The following is a 19150-nucleotide window of genomic DNA, read 5'->3' on the forward strand; positions in this document are numbered from 1 at the left end:
GAGCGAAAATCTATATGTCTGCTCTGCAGGCATCGTTCAAGCAGCTACGATCATTCGTAGCTGCGTAACTTCAGTTATTAATTGATCGAGGTATACCAATCCCATCATCAGAAAGAGCGCTCCAGTGATTTCCTTAATACCCAGCCATCTCTACTTCGTTAAGCTACCGCGTAACCATCCACGCTGAACAAGAGCAGCAAGCTGCCTGGGACGCCTACGGCGCCCACAGCTAGGCGTTACATTCCTTAGAAGATATTGTTTCAAAATCTAGTCATGAATCAATCGTGAAGAGACTTCTCAAAATCTTGATAAAGTTTATTAACTGTATCAGGTGTTTTTGTTGCAAGCTGGTTCAGTTTTTGAGCACATTCTCGAATGTTATGTACGGCTAGCCCCATATTCTTCAAGCCGATTGCCTTCCTAAGCGTCTCAAGTAAAGCAGAATATTCTGTTATCGCAGCATCATACTTATTCCAATTATATAAAAAATCATACCATAGTTTCATTCTTCTCTCAAGCTCATTTACTGGTAGTAGTGATATTCCTATTCGGAAGGCCATAGGATAATTTGAACAAGAAGGATCGGGTTTTGATTCTACGAAACATGATTGACATTTAACATCAGAGGATTCAGCGTTTTTTTTAATTTCTTCAGCAGCTGTTTTCATATATGGGATAAAATGTCTTTTTACTGATGCCATAGCGTTATTAACTTCTTGCACTTTTTTCGTTAGTATTTCAATGTGATATATGTTGACATCAACATATTCCTCTTTTATTTGGCTCAAAGTTTCTAAATTTTTAACGAGATCTGCTGAACTAGCGTTAAATGCTTGCATAGACTCATCAAGTTTTTTTTTATCAATCTCAGAGATCCCAGCAAGCACAAATGATGATTGATGCAGGAATACAGCTAATACTATCACTTGAAAGAGTTTCATTTTACTTAGCCTTTCACCCTAAACTTGACGTATTATAGATTATTGTTATCAGCAATAATTTTTATTTTTACTATATTGATGAGAGCACACCCTATGCATATAGTTTTTCGAGACAAGCATAGGCTGTGTGCTCGGCGCGAAAAAATCCAAGCACCTTTTTCTTTTGCCGCAGCAGTGATTTCAACCCTGAACTCACCGCCTGAAGAAACTGCTTTTTTGTTTTCAGAGCCATGCGACCAATACGTCCTGCTTTCAGAACACTCCAAACGAGTTCAACAGGATTTAGCTCTGGCGAATATGGCGGCAGTAGTTGTATATCGAGAAGCCTCTCTTCTCTCTTGAGAAACTTCATCACTTTCTTGGCTTTGTGTGCCGAGTGACCGTCAGTCACAATCAAAACAGGATCGTCATGGGACTTCACAATCTGTTTTAGAAACTGGATGAAGACATCTGCGTTGAAACGGCCTTTGATCGTCATATAACGCATTTGGCCTTCCCCACTCACAGCTGCAATCAGGTTGATACCAAAACGTGCACTGGTTTTGGTGACAGTCGGCGTATACCCTTTTTTACTTCAGGTCGTGCCGCTGTTCAGGTGATAGCTTAGCGTTTTTGCTATGAGCAATGGGTCGTGTTCTCAAGGCTTCCATACCGCCTTCATTGTAGCGATTAATCCAACGATAAATGCAGGATCTATCTGTACTGTATTCGTCAGAAAGCGCTTTGACGGAGGTACCATCCAACCATTTTTGAATGGCTTCAGCTCGGATAGTTTCTCTTACTTCATGGGATACTTTACGGCCGTCGACTCTGCTCATGGATACCTCTTCAACTGAGGCGCTCATGATACATATCAGCTTGTTGCAAAGTGTTGGCTCATATAAATAAGCCGGTGTCTATTTTTACTGCTTCAGATCACAATCAACTATTAAATGTTTTTCTACAGCTTCGTTATGTTGCTATACACCAGCTCATACAAAAATTCTCATAATTGCTACTTTTCTTTTAAAACACTATGAATAAATAATGCAGAGTTGTGTCTCAAATCAGGAATAGAGTAGGCTTCATATGGTGGTTGCCCTAAGTAAAGTCTCATAAAGTTGAGAAGAATCAAAGTTGTTCGTGTATTTCCGTCCGGAAAAGGATGAGCAGAAAGAAACAATCGACTAAGATATATTATTCTTATTTCAATATCATCATGCTTTTCATCTTCTCTGATATTAGTCATCATAGAGTTAATATTAATTATTAACTTTTCAACAAACCCATTAATCGAATGGCTGTCTATACCATAGATTGAATATATTCCTTCAGAGAAATTTTGTGCGTTTAAAGATCTAGCTGTCAGTGTGCTTTGTTTTTTGTAGTCAATCTCTTCTGCTCTGATATAGAGCTCAGAATTTGACATTTTAAATATTTCTTTTGCTATACGATTAAATTCAAGAAGGCTTTCTTTGCTGGCGAAATTCACATCATAAAATACATTATCTGCTCTATATCCGTTATTTCCTTCATCAGGTACTCTAGAAAGATGAGCAATTTCTTTAATGAACTCAGCGTCAATTACGTTTGAAGTTTCTCCTGTAGCGAGTAATTGCAATCTTGACTTCATTTTATCAACCATATTCCTACAGCTTGAATGGCGCCAAGGTTCCCCTTTCCATGGATCATTAAGTACAATACCTTCTTCACCAGCATACGTTTGGCAAAAATATCTATGCAGATCGTTAGCAGGGATTTGGCCAATTTCATACAAGCCTTTGGCTGGAAAGGGCTGAAGGCCAAAGGCAGATAGCGATAGATTCGTTAATAACACTAGAATTAACAGATTGAAGCTATTTTTATACATAAAACCTCCATGTTTATTATGTATGCTTCCTATATGACTACCGAAATTCATTAAAGTTCAATATTTAAGCCTTGAGAAATAGGCACAGGTAAAAGTCTCTTAAGCTGGTCTCTATTTTCACTGCCTCAGATTATTGCGCTACAGATAGATTGCGCTACAGATAGACAGGAGCACTTAGCAAGGATCGTCTTGCCAATGTGTAGGTTAAAAATAGAGCAGCTGTTTGAGCTCTATGATTTTTGTGATGCCCCCTAAAGGTTATTCAGGATTTCCTGTTGTTGCTGAAGCCTTTGGTTCATCTGATCTCGGGTAATTTTGGCCTGTTCGATAAGCTCTGGATACTGGCTTAACAGCTCAAATGGATGGTTTATCTGGCCAAGGTCTGGCAACTGATTTTTTGTCTCCACTTTTCCCTGTTGCTCTACAGGTTTTTCTGGCAAAGGAGGCAGTGATGGAATTCCACGGGAATCAACAGTCATTACAGCGACAGGCTGGTTTCCCAGAGATGGAGCTTGATCGGAAAAATGCCAGTTACCTTCACTATCCTGCCAGCGAAAAACAGAGATTGGCTGCTTCCCTTCCAGCTCGTTTGGGCTTTGGGTGAATTGGTCTTCTGCGGATTCTAGGAACTGATTGAATTTGGACGTCAGGGTATAGGTATAGCCCTTAAAGTCTGGCACTTCGGGGACAAAGTCATCGGCAGTCAAAACAGGCTTGCCATTGGGGCCAGGAAGAATAAAAGGGACGGATAACATTGATCCAATAAAAGCAGTAAAAACGATACGGTTAACCAGGCGCTTTCCTTGCGACATAACTTCTCTACTTCTTAACAGTTGTGTTTATTACTCGCAAGCTTGCTCGACCAGCAAAGTGAAAGCAACACTTTTCCCACTGCTTCCGGTGTATGATAAAACCAAATTATTTTCGGTCGGCGAGGAATGCCGATCTGACCAGGATCCTACATGCGAATTCTGCACACATCCGACTGGCACCTTGGCCAGCACTTTATGGGCAAAACCCGGGAACAGGAACACAGGCTGTTTATTGACTGGCTGCTGAACACGGTTAAACAGAAACAGGTTGATGCGCTGGTGATTGCCGGGGATATTTTCGATACCGGTGTGCCTCCAAGTTATGCCCGCTCTCTCTATAACCAGTTTATTGTGGAGTTGCAGAAAGTCGGGAGTTGCCAGCTGGTGGTTTTGGGGGGTAACCATGACTCTGTTGCCACGCTGAATGAATCTCGCTCACTTCTGGCCTGTTTGAACACCACAGTGATTGGCGCTGCCAGCACTGATCCTGAAAGTCAGATTGTGGTTTTAAACCGCGCAAATGGAAAACCTGGGGCAGTGCTTTGCGGTATTCCTTATATTCGTCCGCGGGATGTTCTGGTCAGTCATGCCGGTGATTCTGGTGAAAGCAAACAGCAGGCACTGCTGGCAGCAATGACCGAACATTATCAGGCGGTTTATCAGCAGGCAGAAAAGAAGGCTAAGAAACTCGGCTTACCAATCATTGCGACCGGGCACCTTACCACGGTGGGTGGCAAACTTTCCGAATCGGTGCGGGAAATCTATATTGGAACCTTGTCAGCTTTTCCTGCGTCAGCTTTTCCGCCAGCAGATTATATTGCTCTTGGCCATCTGCACCGCGGGCAGACTGTTTCCAGTCATGATCATATCCGTTACTCCGGTTCCCCTATTCCATTGAGCTTTGATGAAAGCTCCGGGCAGAAGCAGGTTTTGCTGGTGGATTTCGATGGAGAAAGTCTCAGTAAAGTGACGCCCGTTGATGTTCCTTTGTTTCGGAAGCTCGCTAGCCTGAAAGGTGATATGGATTCATTAACGGCTCAGCTTGAAAAACTGGCCAGTCAGAAAACCGAAGAACAACTGACACCCTGGATTGAGGTGGTTGTGGAGGGTGATGCCTGGGTGAGCGATCTGCAAAATCGTATACAGGACGTGACTGATAACTTACCGATAGAGGTACTGCGAGTTCGCCGGAAACGGCAAGAATCTTCATCAAACCTTTCCAGAGGTGATCGGGAAACTCTCGCCGAGTTGAAAGTGGCTGATGTATTCGCCCGCCGTTTGGGAAATGAAGAGCTAGGCGAGAAAAGCGGTAAAGCTTTGTCTCAGGCTTTTCAGGAAATTATCGCAGAGATTGAAGAAGAGAAACTGCTGGGGTCGGTTATCCAGAAAAGTATTCAGGAGGAGAACGCAGAATGAAAATCCTGAGTTTGCGACTACAGAATATCAATTCCCTGAAAGGCGAGTGGAAGATTGATTTCACCGCCCCGGACTTTGTTGATAACGGCCTGTTTGCTATTACCGGGCCAACTGGAGCCGGTAAAACAACCTTGCTAGATGCAATCTGTCTGGCTCTCTATCACCAGACTCCACGACTCCATGTGTCTGCTTCTGATAATGAATTGATGACTCGCCACACTGCAGAGTCGCTGGCTGAGGTGGAGTTTGAAGTTAAAGATAAAGTGTACCGGGCATTCTGGTGCCAGCGTCGGGCTCGGGGTAAAAGTGATGGACGCTTGCAAGCGCCACAGGTTGAGCTGGCTCATGGCAATGGCGAGATTATTACTACCCGCATTAATGACAAACTGAATCTTATCAGTGATATCACTGGTCTGGATTTCGCCCGTTTTACCAAATCCATGTTGCTGGCTCAGGGGGGCTTTGCAGCTTTTCTGGAAGCTTCCGCCAACGAGCGTGCCGAGCTGCTGGAAGAACTGACTGGCACAGAGATTTACGGTGAGATTTCCCGGCGTGTGTTTGTTCGCATGCGTGAAGAGGAGGCAGAACTCAAGCTGCAACAAGCTCGTTCTGAAGGAATGGAGCTGTTAAGTCAGGATGCCATTGTTGAGCTGGAAACTGAGCAGACCACACTGAAAAACCAGCAGGGTGAAGTGAAAAGTAAACACAAAACTCTGATTGAACAGAAACAGTGGTTGGAAGCGGTCATGGCAAAACAAAAAACTGCTGAGCAGTGCGAAAATAATTTCCAGAATATTTTGCAACAGCAAAAGGAAAGGGCTGGCGATCTGAAAAAGTTGGAAGATGCTTTGCCTGCACTGGAAATCCGTCCTGCCTATGATGCCAAAGTGAGTGTTCACAAGCTCCTTGAAGAACGGCAGGAAGCGTTTAACAACATGGCGGGTGAACAGTACCAAACCAACGAAGCCCTGAAAGCCAGCCAAGGGCAAATGAGTGATGCTGAAAAAACACTCAAGCTTAGTCGTGAACAGCAGCGAGACACCGAAAACCTTATTGTCACCAGAGTGATTCCTCTGGATAGCCAGATCACACAGCTACGCAAACAACTGGCAGAAGTTAGCGAAGAAGAACTGCAACAGCAGGCTGGCGTTAATCAAAAGCGTGATTTGCACAAAAAGCTTTTGGCAACCCAGACAGAAGCCCAACAGCAGCTTGATAAGGCAAACGTTTATTTAACCACCCATGGTATCCATCAAAATTTGGGGGAACAATTACCGGTGTGGAAGCACCAGTTGCAGAACCGGCAGCAACTGAATTCAACGCACCAACAATTCCAGCAACACATCACAGATTTAGAAAAACAACGTTTGGCACTCAGTAAAGATGTTGCCAAACAGGCTCAAATATTAACAACGAGCCAGAAGTCTCTAAAGACTGTTGAACAGAACACTCAGGAGATGGACAAGCAATACCAGGCAACTCTGGGTGGCAAAGACGAAACCGTATGGCGAGACAGGCTGGAAAAATACCAGAATCAGCGGTTGCCTATGCAAACTCTGGGACAACTGCTTGAGAAAAACCGTGAAGACGGTCTGGCACTTCACCAGCAAAAGCTGACCCTGGATGAACATCAAACAGCCTTAAAGGCAAAACGACAGGAACTGGAACAGTTTCGTATACAGTACCGCAGTGAACGACAGCAGTTTAAAGATTTGGAGTTGCTGGTTCAGCAGGAGCAAACCATTGCCAGCCTGAGCGAGCATCGACAGAAGCTACAGAAAGGGGACGCCTGCCCTCTCTGCGGTTCTGTTGAGCATCCCGCTATTACCCAATATCAGCAGATTGCACCTTCCAATACCGAGCAGCGTAAACATGAGAAATCTCTGTTATTAGAGACCATGGAAAAGCAGGGCAAAGATATGGGAGCGGAAGCTACCCGTTTGGAAACTCTGATTTCTGCCACGGAAAAAACCATGGTTGAAACTCATGGGCGCATTGATAAAGGTTTGGTCCAGTGGAAAGAGATTTGCACCAGCCTGAATGTTGAACTGGATATTAACGATGCCGATGGTGTGCATCGTTGGCTGGAGAAATGTCAGGATCGTGGTGAAGGGTTGACTGCGTTAGTTCAGCGTCTTGATGTGATGAACCGGGATCGCCAGCAGAATCAGCAACAGTTGCATGATTTGCGAGCTAAGGCTGATGCCGCGCATCATCAGCATGAACTCTCCCAGCAGAAAATGGCTGAGTTCGAGCGACAGCTTGAAGATATTAATGGTCAGCAGCAGAAGGTGGCTCAGGAAATTGAGCGGCTGGAACAAAAGTTTCTGGAAGCACTGGCAACCGCTTCTTTATCTCTCCCAACATTAGATGAGCAAGACGCATGGCTTCAGCAACTGGAGCAAAGTTGGGAAGCATGGCAACAGAACTTCAAACTTCAAGCGGAAGGCCAGAAACAGGTTGACCGTTTAAATGCTGATGTTGCTTTGATAAACCATGAACTTGAGCAACTGCAGGAACAATTCAAGAAAACCTGCGAACGAAAAGCAGACAGCCAATCCAACCTGCAGGTTCAAGAGTCAGAGCGGGAAGCTCTGTTTGGTGACCGCAGTGTCAGCGAAGAGCGCCAGCGACTCCATGATGCGGTTGTGGCCACTGATACTGCTTTTGTTGAAGTGCAAAAACAGCAGGAGGTGCTTGCTGCTCAGGCGAGCACGCTGGCAGGTTCCATTAAACAGTTGCAGGGCAATATCTCAGAACTTGTTGAGCGTCATCAGCATGCGATTTCAGACTGGAATCAGGCACTGGAAAAAAGCCCGTTTTCCACTCTGGAAGATTATGAGCAAGCCTTGCTGTCTACCGAGCAGCGTACGGAGCTTGAACAGTTAAAACGCCAGTTGCATCAACAACAGGATAGCGCCGCAGCCTTGCTTGATCAGGCTCAGGCTGAGTTAAAAGCTTTGCAGGAAGAGCCGAAAACCGCGCAAACACTGGAGCAAACTACCGAAGCTCTGACTCTCGCAGAAGCGGACGTTGAACGGGTGGCCGATCGTTTAAAAGAGATATTTATTTTTCTTAAACGGGATCGGGACAGTCGCATGAGCCAATCCCAAATGTTGGCAGATATAGAAAAACAGAAAGAGAAGCTATCTCTGTGGGAGCACCTGAACAATCTGATCGGTTCCGCCAAAGGCGACAAGTTCCGTAAATATGCACAGGGACTGACACTGGATCACCTTATCTGGCTTGCCAATCGACAACTGGAACGTTTACACGGTCGTTATCAGTTGCAGCGCAAAGGTGGGGAAGAGTTGAGTCTGGAAGTGCTCGATACCTGGCAGGGAGATACTGCCAGAGACACTAAAACCCTCTCCGGTGGTGAAAGTTTTCTGGTCAGTCTGGCGCTGGCTTTGGCGCTATCAGATTTGGTTAGCCACAAAACCCGGATTGATTCGCTGTTCCTTGATGAAGGCTTCGGAACCCTTGATCCGGAAACTCTGGAAACAGCACTGGATGCTTTGGATAATCTTAATGCCAGCGGCAAGATGGTTGGTGTAATTTCCCATGTCGAAGCTTTGAAAGAAAGGGTACCTGTTCAGATAGCGGTTTATAAAGAGCAAGGGTTAGGGTACAGCCGGTTGGATAGTCAATACCGGCATGCGACAGAAGGCGCTTGATAGGGCCAGAACATAAAACGCTTTGAACTTTGTGCCCTGTGCTTACTCAGAGAAACAGGGCTTTTCTAGCGAAGCCCTTTATCTTTCCTTAATATTGCTATTGCATTCATAAGAGTCTGTAAACGATCACTTCCCTGAGTACTTGGGTACAGTGTGCTCAGGTCAACCCCATGCTTTTCGAAATGCTCTGCCACTTCGCGATACTGACTTTTCTTTTTAACGTCAGAACCCCTGACTCTACCAGTAGAGCCTTCCTGATGTTCCAGAGAGTCAGGGCGACCATAGAGCCCAAGCTGGCGCATTATCTTCGTTCGTAGCTGCATAGCATTGCGCAGACTGTCTTTGGTTGAAAGAATTTGCTCCTTTAGTCGGTAAAATTCTTGGAGGTCGTTTTCCATCAGCCTGAGCATAAAGTCTCCATGAGTTTGAATCTCTTCTGGTGTACACTGAGCCATTGTTTCAACGGCATCCTGGTAGGCCGAAATGGCGGCTCCCAGAGCGGCAGCCGCGTCGCTAAGTTCTTCTATTGCAGGGAAACTGTTAGCCAGGGATTCCAATCTCTCAGAACTTGGGAATGATTGCTCTCTGAGCCAGTTTTGGGCCGCAAGGCGTGATGGTGTGTTATTGCCGAATGCCTCTCCAGCCTGCACCTCCACTCTTTTCAATGTTGTGATCATGTGATCACAGCTTTTGGCCAATACGGATACCAGATTGATGGTGCCACGGAATCTTTCCAACATGGCGTAACCACAATCAGTCTTGATCTGAGCTTCATTGATATTGCCATTGGCTTTTTTGAGAGCCCTGTCCTGGAATTTTCGGGCCAGGGTGGTTTTTCCTGTTTCGAAATTTTTAATTGCTGTTGCCAGATCTTTTTCCCAGGGCTCTTTTTCTGAATCTATTGCCATTGCCGCGGTAGTCTGGAGCGATGTAGTTTCCAGCATATGCATGGCTTCAGATTTATTGTTGTCCTCTTGCTCTGTGCCTTTATCATCCCGATCTGGTTTTGGGTGGTGTTTCGCAGCATAAGCTGCGGCTTTAGCATTGGCCTGCTCTCGGCGAATCCTGAGTTGCTCCGCTTTGGCTTTGCTGTTCTTGTCCTGAATGTCATTCTTCAGAATCCGCTGCTCCTCAAGCTCTTTCTTTAATAGTGACTTTGCGGTTTTATTGGCTTTCATGATGGAATCATGCTGCCCATGAGATGGTGCAACCCAACTGAGTGGCAGTTTGGCGACGTGGCTATAGAGATTCACGATGATCCTGGCTGCGTATTTCTGTTCCCTGTTACTATCCAGGCCAAGGCTGTCGTTTATAAATATTTGCAGGGTTAAAAATAGCTGACGTGTCTGTTCAGACAGGCGACTACGAGCAGGAGAACTGTCGGGTAGAGTCCAGAGGCTATCGAAATAAGGGAGCTGGCTGATAATGGCGGCCGGGAGTTCATAGTTACCGCACTTATATGAAGCCTCCATGACTGTGGCCAGAGTATCGAAAAGCAGCTCCTGCGTACTTTCTGGCAGGTTGCATTTTTTAACTTCTGGAGAGCTTAAGGCAAAGACCAGAGCCATAGGCAGGATTTCTAATAATTCAGGTTGAGCTCTTGCAGATGGTATGGCCATGTCAGCACAGAGCTGACGACTGAGGTTCGCGACCTTTTCAATCAGTGAGGAGAAATTATTTTTTTCTGGCATATACATAAGGTATTTCAGCATGAGCGCTGCAATCATGGCCTGTTTTGTCTGGCTCTTCTCTACTGATGTATCCGGTGTAATGCTGTTAATTAACTCGGGAATCAGCGTTTCGATATCTGCTGCCAAAGTGTCATAGCTGAAGCTGAACCCTTCTTCAGGACGTGCTGAGTAGTAACATTTGGTTTTGCCAAGGTAGGGGCAAGCAGGGAAAGGATGGGAGATTAATTTGTAACTTTTTTCCGCTTCAATAATTGTTATCAATTGCGTTCTGATATCGTCCGGAAATAACTCTTTCAGAATCGTGTCACCCTGCTCTGCTGCAGAAATGCCTATGCCGTAGTCTAGCATTGTTATGGCACTGGATACTTCTTGACCAAAGGCTGAGGAAAGTGTTCCCCTGGAGACTTTTTGCTTGTGTCCTTTATCAAGTTTTTTTCCTCTTTTACTTGTTTTAGAACTTGGGGGGTGTTTTTTTTTGATGCCACTGATTTTAGGTGAAGCTGAGGTGCCTGTTGCTGCGGCTTTACTTTTTAAATCAGGAAAAATGTGATCAATTGAAGAGAATCCAAGGCTCTGTTCTTTGTCTGTGTCCCATTTTAATTTTGCCACACTTTCACAGAAATGAGTGTTGGTGCTCAACCTTGGAGCAAAATCTGTGTTGCCAGTGCCCACTGGTATGGAAGAAGCGCTTGGCTGGCCACTTGTCACGTAATCCTCTGGTGTTAGGGGTTCTGAAGCAGGCTGTTCGAAAACTGCGGTTGGTTGCACTGGGTCAGGGTAAAACTGGTAGTAACGGGTCAAATAAAGGTTCAGCAAACATCCGTATTCGAAGACATGTCTGCCAGCAGGATCAAGATTGTTTATTACAGTGGCAATAACGCTGAGTTGAAAAGGTGTGAGTTCAGGATTGCTGAGCGCATTCAACAAGTAAATGATAATGGCCCGGGATGAGGTATTCAGTAAAACTGAGTTCCCCTCTGCAACAAAATTCTGTTTCTGAATTTCAAGGTTCTCTACTGTTCCATTAACTAAAAACAGGCGTATGGTGAAAAAGTTGGTGCCCTGACAATTGTAGGAAAAAGTGGCTTCGTTCAACGGGCCTGTTTCTTTTGTACAACTAACCTTGTCGTCTTTAGCCATAAATAGTCCCAGCATACCGGCAAGCTTTGAGTACATTGCCTGGTTGGGGGCAACTACAGTCATTATTCGGCATCCCCGCAGATGTTCAGCCTGAACCATCCCCTGACCGGTTAACTGGTCAACTTGTCTGCACCGGGTGCAGAGTTCCGCCAAAACGCCTGTGATGGCAGGAAAACCGGGATCCGTTCTGTGTATGGACAGATAGCGAATGACATCTCGTATCAGCTGGAAATGAATTTCCCTCATTTCCCTCGCAGATTCTGTACCGATGTTTTGGGGAACTGTATGAGTTTCCTCTGTTTTTGTGTCTTGGTTATCTTGTAGATTTGCTTGTGCCTCTGTTTGAGTAATCGTATGGGCCTCCAGTGATGGAGCACTGTGGATAGAAGAGTGAGGGTCGGCTTTAGGAATTTCAGGTGCCACTGTTGTGTTTTTTGAACCCACTGTGCTTCCCGAACCTACTGTGCTTCCCGAATCCACTGTAGCTAACGGCTCTGGTGACGTGCTCTGTGAGTGACTCAAACCTGTTTGTTTTACATTCATTCGAGTATCCCTTCCAAGTGCGGAGATCTGTTTGATAAGCGATGGAGGAAAAAGTTCGAGGGAAATGTTCCTCAGGGCTACTTGGTTGGTTAACCGAACAATGCTGTTAACAAACAATGCTGTTAGAGGTTTGAAACGCTCTGTTTCTGGAAGGGGTATAAGGTTCGTTTTGATCCCGAAACACATATAAGTTTGCAGATTTACAGAGTTATGAGCCCTACAAACGGCCTTCGTTTGAATACGTTCTCAGGTGGTTAAGTGTTTGCCGGATTGTGGCCACACCTTCGATAATCTCTAACTCGGAGCTGTTGGCAAAGCCCAGTACCAGGCCTGCTTGCTGAGGTTGCCCCAGAAAGTAAGAACTAAGAGTGGAACTGTAGATTCCTTGCTCTTGCAAACGTTTATGGAGTTGTGATTCCAGATGACGAAGTTCTGGCTTGAGGTAAAGCACCTGATGCATACCTGAGCCACTGCAGGGGGCGGTACACCAGGGAGCCAGAGTACGGCAGGCAACCTGCAGGATTTGTTGTTTTTTCTCGTACAATAAGCGCATCCGCCGGATATGGCGACTGAAGTGTCCTTCCCGAATAAAAGAGCTAACTGTGGCCTGTGTTTGCAGGGGAATCTCTCCGGCCATTGCCTGACGGGCTGTGATAAAAGGTTTGACCAGAGATTCCGGCAATACCAGATAACCCAGACGCAATGCCGGGAACAATACCTTGCTGAACGAACCGATATAGATGACTTGATGACGGGAAGACAATCCTTGCAGACTGGCCAGTGGCCGGTTGCGGTAGTGATACTCGCTGTCGTAGTCGTCTTCAATAATCCAGCAGTTGTTTCTTGCCGCCCAGTTCAAAAGTTCCAATCGCCGATCCAGAGGCAGGATTGCTCCGGTTGGATACTGATGGGCTGGTGATGTGTAAATCACTTTTGGGCTGGTGGAGAGGTTGGCAAGTTTTTCGGTCATTAATCCCTGTTCATCAAGAGTGCAGGGTTGAAGTTGGGCTCCGGCGGCAAGGAAAGAGCAATGTGCACCACGGTAGCCGGGTTCTTCTATCGCTGCGTATTCACCTTCATTTATCAAAAGTCGGGCGCACAGAGCAAGGGCCTGCTGGGCACCGTTGGTGATGACGATTTGGTCTGGCGTACATTTCACCGAGCGAGATGTACGCAGATAGTCAGCAATAGCTTCCCTGAGTGCTGGTAAACCTGCCGGATTACCAAAACCCATAGAACTGCAACGAGTAAGCTGGCTCTGTTGATTCTGAATTTTATTCCACAGGGCAAAAGGAAAAGCCTTCAGGTCAGGTACGCCAACGGTAAAGCTACTGTTTTTCACTGGGTTATTGTTGGCTTGTACTGGGTTATCGTTGGCTTGTACTGGGGCGGCTTTTGCGCAGAGTTGGCCATAGTTGGAAAGTGTGCCGTTGAAATTCTCTTCGGAACTGCTTCTCTGTGTTTTGCGGGTGTGGAGCCATTGTTCAGGTAATGAGTCTGCTACATAAGTTCCTGAACCTGTTTTGGACTGCAGGTAACCTTCTGCCAACAGTTGATTGAACGCTGCAGTCACAGTATTTCTGCCGATGTTGAGTTGGGCTGCCAGTAAGCGACTAGGTGGCAGGCGGATGCCCGGAGGCAGTTCGCCCTCAAGAACCCGACGTTTCAGCTCCTGATAAAGTTCCTGAAACAAGGGGCCATTTTTACCTGTTAGCGTTAATCCGCGTATATCTGTTGCTGTGCAGATGGTCGCCATAAATTGGCCCTATTAATAAGTGGGAATTGGCTCCAAACAGCGGGGCCATTATTTTTTAACATAAGCCGTAGGAGGACTCAAAACTAACCAAAGAGGAGTGAGCTATGGAGACCTTGAAAGAGACAGAAAAGACCAAGTTAGGGCGAGCGCGTAATCTGGCCGTTTTCGACCGTGAAATGCTGTACCAGGTTTTTGATGAAGCCCTGCTAATAAATATTGGCTTTGCTATGGATGGGCAGCCTTTTGTGCTTCCTACCCTGGGATGGCGTGTGGGCAACAAGTTGTATACCCACGGCAACATGAAAGGGCGGATGATGGAATACCTGATCAATGGTGCACCGTGTTGTGTTACCGCCACTCTTATTGATGGCATGGTTCTTGGTCGTTCAGCTTTCAACCACAGCACTAATTATCGTTCTGCCATGGTGTTTGGCTCTATGAAGCTTGTGGATGATCCCGCGGAAAAAGAAGAAGTTCTGAGACTGTTTGTTGAACATATTGCGCCTGGTCGTGCCGAGCAGGCTCGTCCTCCCTCCGTTGGAGAATTGAAAGCTACCGCCGTTTTAAGCATTGAGATTGAAGAAGCTTCGGTAAAAGTGCGAAAAGGTCCGCCTAACACCAAGGAATGTGACAGGAATCGTGATGTTTGGGCTGGAGAAATGGTGATGCGTCAGGTTGTGGGACCTATGGTTGCTGATGAGCTGGTGCCTGAGGGGATGGTTGTTCCTGATTACAGTGCAGCCTGGGGGGAGCGCTGGGAAAGTTGATGTTCTAGAAAGGGCTGGTGATAAGAGAAGAACTCTCTAAAATGAGAGTTCTTTCAATCACAATAAAAACAAAATTGATTATGACCATAACTGCTGCAGTGCCAGAACAATCCAAAACGAAATCCGCCAAAACGAAATCCGCCAAAACGAAATCCGCCAAAACGAAACCCGCCCGCAAAGTTTCTGTTCGTACGGGAAAACGTTATCGCCCTGGGCGGGCGGACAACCATTATGATGTGATTGTTATTGGTTCTGGCATTGGTGGTTTAACCACAGCAGCGCTGTTGTCCCTGTTGGGAAAAAAGGTTTGTGTGCTGGAGCAGCACTATACAGCAGGTGGTTACACTCACTCCTATGAGCGTAATGGTTATGAATGGGATGTGGGTGTTCACTACATTGGTGAGGTGCATAAACCCTACACAACTTTACGACGAGTGTTTGATGTTATCAGCCAGAGTCGATTGAAATGGGCGGAGATGGATCCGATTTACGATCGCATTCTTCTGGGTGATGAAACGTTTGATTTTGTGGCCGGGCGGGAAAACTTTATTCAAAGTCTGGAACAGGCGTTTCCGGAAGAATCGGAAGCGATTCATAAGTATGTGAATTTGATTCGCGCGATGAGCTCGGCCACGCCCAAGTTTTTTGCCGGGCAGGCTATGCCTCTTGTTATGGGCAAACTTTATAACCGTTTTCGTTCACGCCTTGTCCCCAAAGAGTTTTATCAAACCACCCGTGAAGTATTGGAAAGTTTAACCAGTAATCAGAAGCTGATATCGGTTTTGACGGGCCAGTGGGGTGATTACGGCCAGGTTCCCAGCGACAGTGCGTTCTTTATGCATGCGCTTATTGCCAAACATTATTTGGCTGGTGGCGCTTACCCGGTTGGCGGTTCTTCTGATATTGCCCGGACCATTATTCCCACCATTCAGGCCAGTGGTGGGGAAGTGTTCACTTACGCGGATGTAGAACAGGTTGTTGTGCAAAACAATCGGGCTGTGGGCGTGCGTATGGCTGACGGCAGTGAAATTAAAGCCGCGCAGGTGGTGAGTAATGCGGGCTTTATGCCAACGATAAACAACCTTTTACCTGAAGATATTCGTAAAAAAATGGGTGCTGACCAATGGGTTGAAAAAGTCCAGCATTCCAGTGCTCATCTCTGTTTATACGCGGGCTTTAAAGGTTCAACAGAAGAGCTTGGGCTTGATACTACGAATCTCTGGATTTATCCCAATGGTGACCATGAAGGAAATGTAGAGGCGTTTTTAAATGATCCGGAAGCGCCTTTCCCTCTGGTGTATGTGTCGTTCCCTTCTGCCAAAGATCCGGACTGGGAGAATCGTTATCCAGGGAAGTCTACAGTTGAGGTGGTGACGATTGTGAATCGTGACTGGTTTGAAAAGTGGCAAAATACAACCTGGGGGCAAAGGGGGGAGGATTATGAAACCTTCAAAGAACGTTTTGCTCAACGGATGCTGGATGAATTATTTAAGCATCGCCCGCAGTTGAGAGAACCTCTCGACTTTTATGAACTCTCTACGCCTTTATCTACCCGCTGGTTCCAGAAAAATGAGAAAGGTGAAATTTACGGACTGGATCACTTTCTTGATCGCTTTGATCAACCTTTCCTGCATCCATCAACACCACTGAAAGGCTTTTACCAAACAGGGGCTGATGTAATGACTGCCGGTGTTGGTGGTGCAATGATGGCCGGTGTCATGACAGCTTGCAGTATGCAGGGTTTGAGGTCTGGTCGGGTTATGAAATTACTGAAGCAAGGGGTTGGGGTAACATCGTAGAAACCTGTTTTATGTAGCCGTAAATGACAGAGGCGAACGGGGAAATATATCAAAACAAACAAAGCCGGGAGAGCTGCTACACTCATGTGCCCCTCACAACAATAACTGGTGTCACAACGCCGATGCTGGCTCGATGGAAAAGAATCTGGTTGCATTATTCTCTTCTGGCCGCGTTGGCAATGTTCTGTACAGGATTGGGCATTAGTGTTGAGTGTTATGGAGGGAAGAAAGTACATGGAGAAAGCGAAGACGGTTCAACCAGTGAGAGTGACCATGAAGAACAGCCTCCATCCTCTGAACAGTTAATGCAGGACTTACTGCAAAAAGTGGAAACCGAGGCGCAATATCAGTCTCTCAGGAGCCGAATATACGATAGGGGTTTTTCTCTTGCGGAGGTCGGAAACCCTGGGGAGGAGCCACATCTGGTTGGTTTTTCGCAGAGCCTTCATAGTCAATTAAATCGCTATATCAATGCACTATTTAACTGGATGGCTTTCTGTCGGGAAGGTGGTCTACTAACTCTTAAAGGAAAGTGGACTAGGGCTATTGATGTGCAAGAGAATCTGAAGGGCTTTTTGCACGACTTGGACCCTCTATTATATCCCAGTTTGGTTCATCTGGTTTACCTCGCTCGTAAGGAATACGACGATTCAAAGATAACATATAAGAATTATCTGCAATCAAGAATTGAGTGGATTAATGAAGTTATTCTCCCTGAAAACCTTAACTATATCGATTGGGGTAAGGCTTATGCCGATCTTGTTAAAAGTATGGAGACTAGGGAAGCGAATGTCAGTGCTTTCAAAGCGACGAAAACGGTTTATCTTGAGAGAGAAATTGAGAAATTTTTCAATAAAACAAAAGGTGATGCATCCTTAAATGGAGGAGAAGAAGAAAAAAAAATAAAAACCCAAACGGACTGGGTGAAAAGTCACCTTTGTGATGTTGAACTTGATGAAGATAACTGCTCAGAATTAAATACCGTATGGGAAGCTTGGCTGGCATGGGGCGTTCAGGAAATGAATGGAGATCCTCCAGATAACATTGATTCCCTGCTTCAAAAACATGCCGCTTTTATTTTAAGGGCGCTGCAAGAGGGAGAATATTATGAACGTCCGCAACAGGCTTTAGGATTAGCTTGGTTACAGCAAACCGCAATTGAGTATAAATGCGCTGTTAAAGCAAAAAGAGGAGCCTGGTTTAATCGCCTGGCCGATTATGAAATGCCTGAGTCGACGCATGTTTATGTTGAACCTTATGAAGACGATGACACAGGTACTCCTACCAAGAAAATGAAAATGTCTTCTGAAAGGGACAAAGAACTCTTAACAGATGGGAAGGTGCGTGCGCTCAATGTGAAACCTGCGAATTCCAGCGATAATAATCAGTTGATGCGATCATCGATAAAAAAGGTGCAGGCAGGGGTAACATTTGGTCTCCCCCCAAGTGGGCCAGATAGCCCTGTTCCTCATGTATTGAAGATCTCTTCCCCCTCTGCTGGTAGGCATAATTCCAGCCCTGGACCCGATCCCACTTCCACTTCCACTTCCACTTCCACTTCCACTTCCACTTCCACTTCCACTCCCACTCCCACTCCCACTCCCACTCCCACTCCCACTCCCACTCCCACTCCCACTCCAACAACGACAATGTTCTTTCAAATACCGAGTGAGCAAGCTGGCAGTTCTAATTCGCAGGTAGATACTAGTCGGGTATCACCTTTGAGTTCAGCAATGATCAGTGATTCTGATCCGGATCCTGTGATAACAACTTATGCTCCGACAACACCGGGGGGGGTGACTGAAATGGGTGCTCCGTATTGTGAGCCAAAAAGCCAGACGCTTTAAAAGGGGGGCTTTCTCAGGTTGGCTGAAGAAAGTGAGGGGTTGAAACAGAAATAGCCTTCAGGCAAAGATTGATTTGAACGGATCAACTTTACTGAAGGATCAGTACATGTCTGCAACACCCTCACTCCGCCCTATGTTCTCATTTCTTGGCTGGGTAATCGACCATATAGATATCGACTGGGATAATTCCAGCGCAACGGTTTATCTGCGCAGAGATGGTCGTCTACAGCAACTGAAATGCAGTCAGTGCCACAACTCTATGGGGAAGATGAGGGAGGCAGAGCGAACTGTGCTGGACTTGCCGCTGGGCACCCTCAGTGTGCAGTTGCATTTCACTGTTTACCAAGGGCGCTGCTCACACTGCAAGCATTTTGAAACCATCACACCTCCTGGGCTGGCGCCCAAGGCACAGGCCACCGACCGCCTGAAACAGCATGTCAGCCACCTATGCCGATACATGCCATGCAATAAGGTGCCAGAGTTCATCCCTATCTCCCATCACACCGCGCGGCGCTGGGATAAAGAGGTGCTCATGAAGACTCTGCCTGCACCTGATCTGGATAACATACGAGCACTACTGATTGACGAGAAGTCCATTGGCAAGGGGCACCACTATCTGACAGTTGTCCTGAATGCTGATACAGGTGAGACCCTGTTTCTCGGGGAAGGCAAACGTAAAGCAACGCTGGATCAGTTCCTGAGCAGCCTGACTCAAGAGCAAAAGGCGCCTATTGAGTGTGTTGGTATTGACCGAGGGGGAAGTTACCAAGCCTCGGTCAGAGAACACCTTCCCGACGCTGACATCGTATACGACAAGTTTCACATTATCGCCAACTACAACGAGGTGATAGACAAAATCCGTCGCCGGGAATGGCGGCAGGCTGAAGCTGAGGATAAGCCTTTCATAAAGGG

At 46.2% G+C, this 19150-nt stretch carries 12 protein-coding genes and 1 pseudogene; 6 read left to right on the top strand and 7 right to left on the bottom strand.

From position 1 onward, the window contains the following. Positions 1–278: 278 nt before the first annotated feature. The 5 genes and pseudogenes from QMA35_RS17400 to QMA35_RS17420 all read right to left on the bottom strand — a co-directional run bounded on the left by QMA35_RS17400 (position 279) and on the right by QMA35_RS17420 (position 3602). Entirely contained in the window at positions 279–941 is a 663-nt protein-coding gene (locus QMA35_RS17400) for a hypothetical protein (RefSeq protein WP_281648426.1), read from the bottom strand. A gap of 91 nt (positions 942–1032) precedes the next feature. After that, positions 1033–1500: pseudogene (locus QMA35_RS17405) on the bottom strand (IS630 family transposase); the annotation flags it as partial. Positions 1501–1510: 10 nt separating this feature from the next. After that, the gene (locus tag QMA35_RS17410) at positions 1511–1786 is read right to left on the bottom strand and encodes a helix-turn-helix domain-containing protein (protein WP_281648427.1); all 276 of its coding nucleotides are present in this window, start codon (positions 1784–1786) and stop codon (positions 1511–1513) included. A 149-nt stretch (positions 1787–1935) separates the two neighbouring features. Beyond that, the gene (locus tag QMA35_RS17415) at positions 1936–2790 is read right to left on the bottom strand and encodes a Fic family protein (protein ID WP_281648428.1); all 855 of its coding nucleotides are present in this window, start codon (positions 2788–2790) and stop codon (positions 1936–1938) included. A 251-nt stretch (positions 2791–3041) separates the two neighbouring features. Next, positions 3042–3602, bottom strand: a complete 561-nt coding sequence (locus QMA35_RS17420) for a DUF4124 domain-containing protein (protein ID WP_281648429.1) — start codon at positions 3600–3602, stop codon at positions 3042–3044. Positions 3603–3752: 150 nt separating this feature from the next. Here QMA35_RS17420 and sbcD point away from each other — a divergent pair, with 150 nt between their 5' ends. Next, positions 3753–5018, top strand: coding sequence for an exonuclease subunit SbcD (gene sbcD / locus QMA35_RS17425; protein WP_281648430.1), 1266 nt, complete (start codon positions 3753–3755; stop codon positions 5016–5018). Then, positions 5015–8695 carry an SbcC/MukB-like Walker B domain-containing protein gene (locus QMA35_RS17430; RefSeq protein ID WP_281648431.1) on the top strand — a complete coding sequence of 1227 codons (3681 nt, stop codon included), beginning with the start codon at positions 5015–5017 and terminating at the stop codon, positions 8693–8695. The genes sbcD and QMA35_RS17430 overlap by 4 nt, the downstream gene beginning before the upstream one ends. 65 nt (positions 8696–8760) lie before the next feature. Here QMA35_RS17430 and QMA35_RS17435 read toward each other — a convergent pair whose 3' ends face one another. Both QMA35_RS17435 and QMA35_RS17440 read right to left on the bottom strand, forming a co-directional pair. Further along, positions 8761–12069 carry a hypothetical protein gene (locus tag QMA35_RS17435; protein WP_281648432.1) on the bottom strand — a complete coding sequence of 1103 codons (3309 nt, stop codon included), beginning with the start codon at positions 12067–12069 and terminating at the stop codon, positions 8761–8763. Positions 12070–12286: 217 nt separating this feature from the next. Next, complete coding sequence (locus tag QMA35_RS17440) at positions 12287–13825, bottom strand: PLP-dependent aminotransferase family protein (RefSeq protein ID WP_281648433.1); 1539 nt, start codon at positions 13823–13825, stop codon at positions 12287–12289. A 104-nt stretch (positions 13826–13929) separates the two neighbouring features. On the opposite strand from QMA35_RS17440, the gene QMA35_RS17445 reads away from it, so the two are divergent. The 4 genes from QMA35_RS17445 to QMA35_RS17460 form a co-directional block, all read left to right on the top strand. Continuing rightward, positions 13930–14592, top strand: a complete 663-nt coding sequence (locus tag QMA35_RS17445; RefSeq protein ID WP_281648434.1) for a pyridoxamine 5'-phosphate oxidase family protein — start codon at positions 13930–13932, stop codon at positions 14590–14592. An 80-nt stretch (positions 14593–14672) separates the two neighbouring features. Beyond that, the gene (locus QMA35_RS17450; RefSeq protein WP_281648435.1) at positions 14673–16391 is read left to right on the top strand and encodes an NAD(P)/FAD-dependent oxidoreductase; all 1719 of its coding nucleotides are present in this window, start codon (positions 14673–14675) and stop codon (positions 16389–16391) included. 305 nt (positions 16392–16696) lie between these two features. After that, positions 16697–18238 (top strand): hypothetical protein, encoded by a 1542-nt coding sequence (locus tag QMA35_RS17455; RefSeq protein WP_281648436.1) that lies wholly within the window; start codon positions 16697–16699, stop codon positions 18236–18238. Between the two features lie 106 nt (positions 18239–18344). After that, on the top strand, positions 18345–19150 hold an 806-nt coding region (locus QMA35_RS17460; RefSeq protein ID WP_281648437.1), incomplete at its 3' end, for a transposase.

The organism is Parendozoicomonas sp. Alg238-R29 (assembly GCF_947331445.1).
Taxonomy (GTDB): domain Bacteria; phylum Pseudomonadota; class Gammaproteobacteria; order Pseudomonadales; family Endozoicomonadaceae; genus Sansalvadorimonas.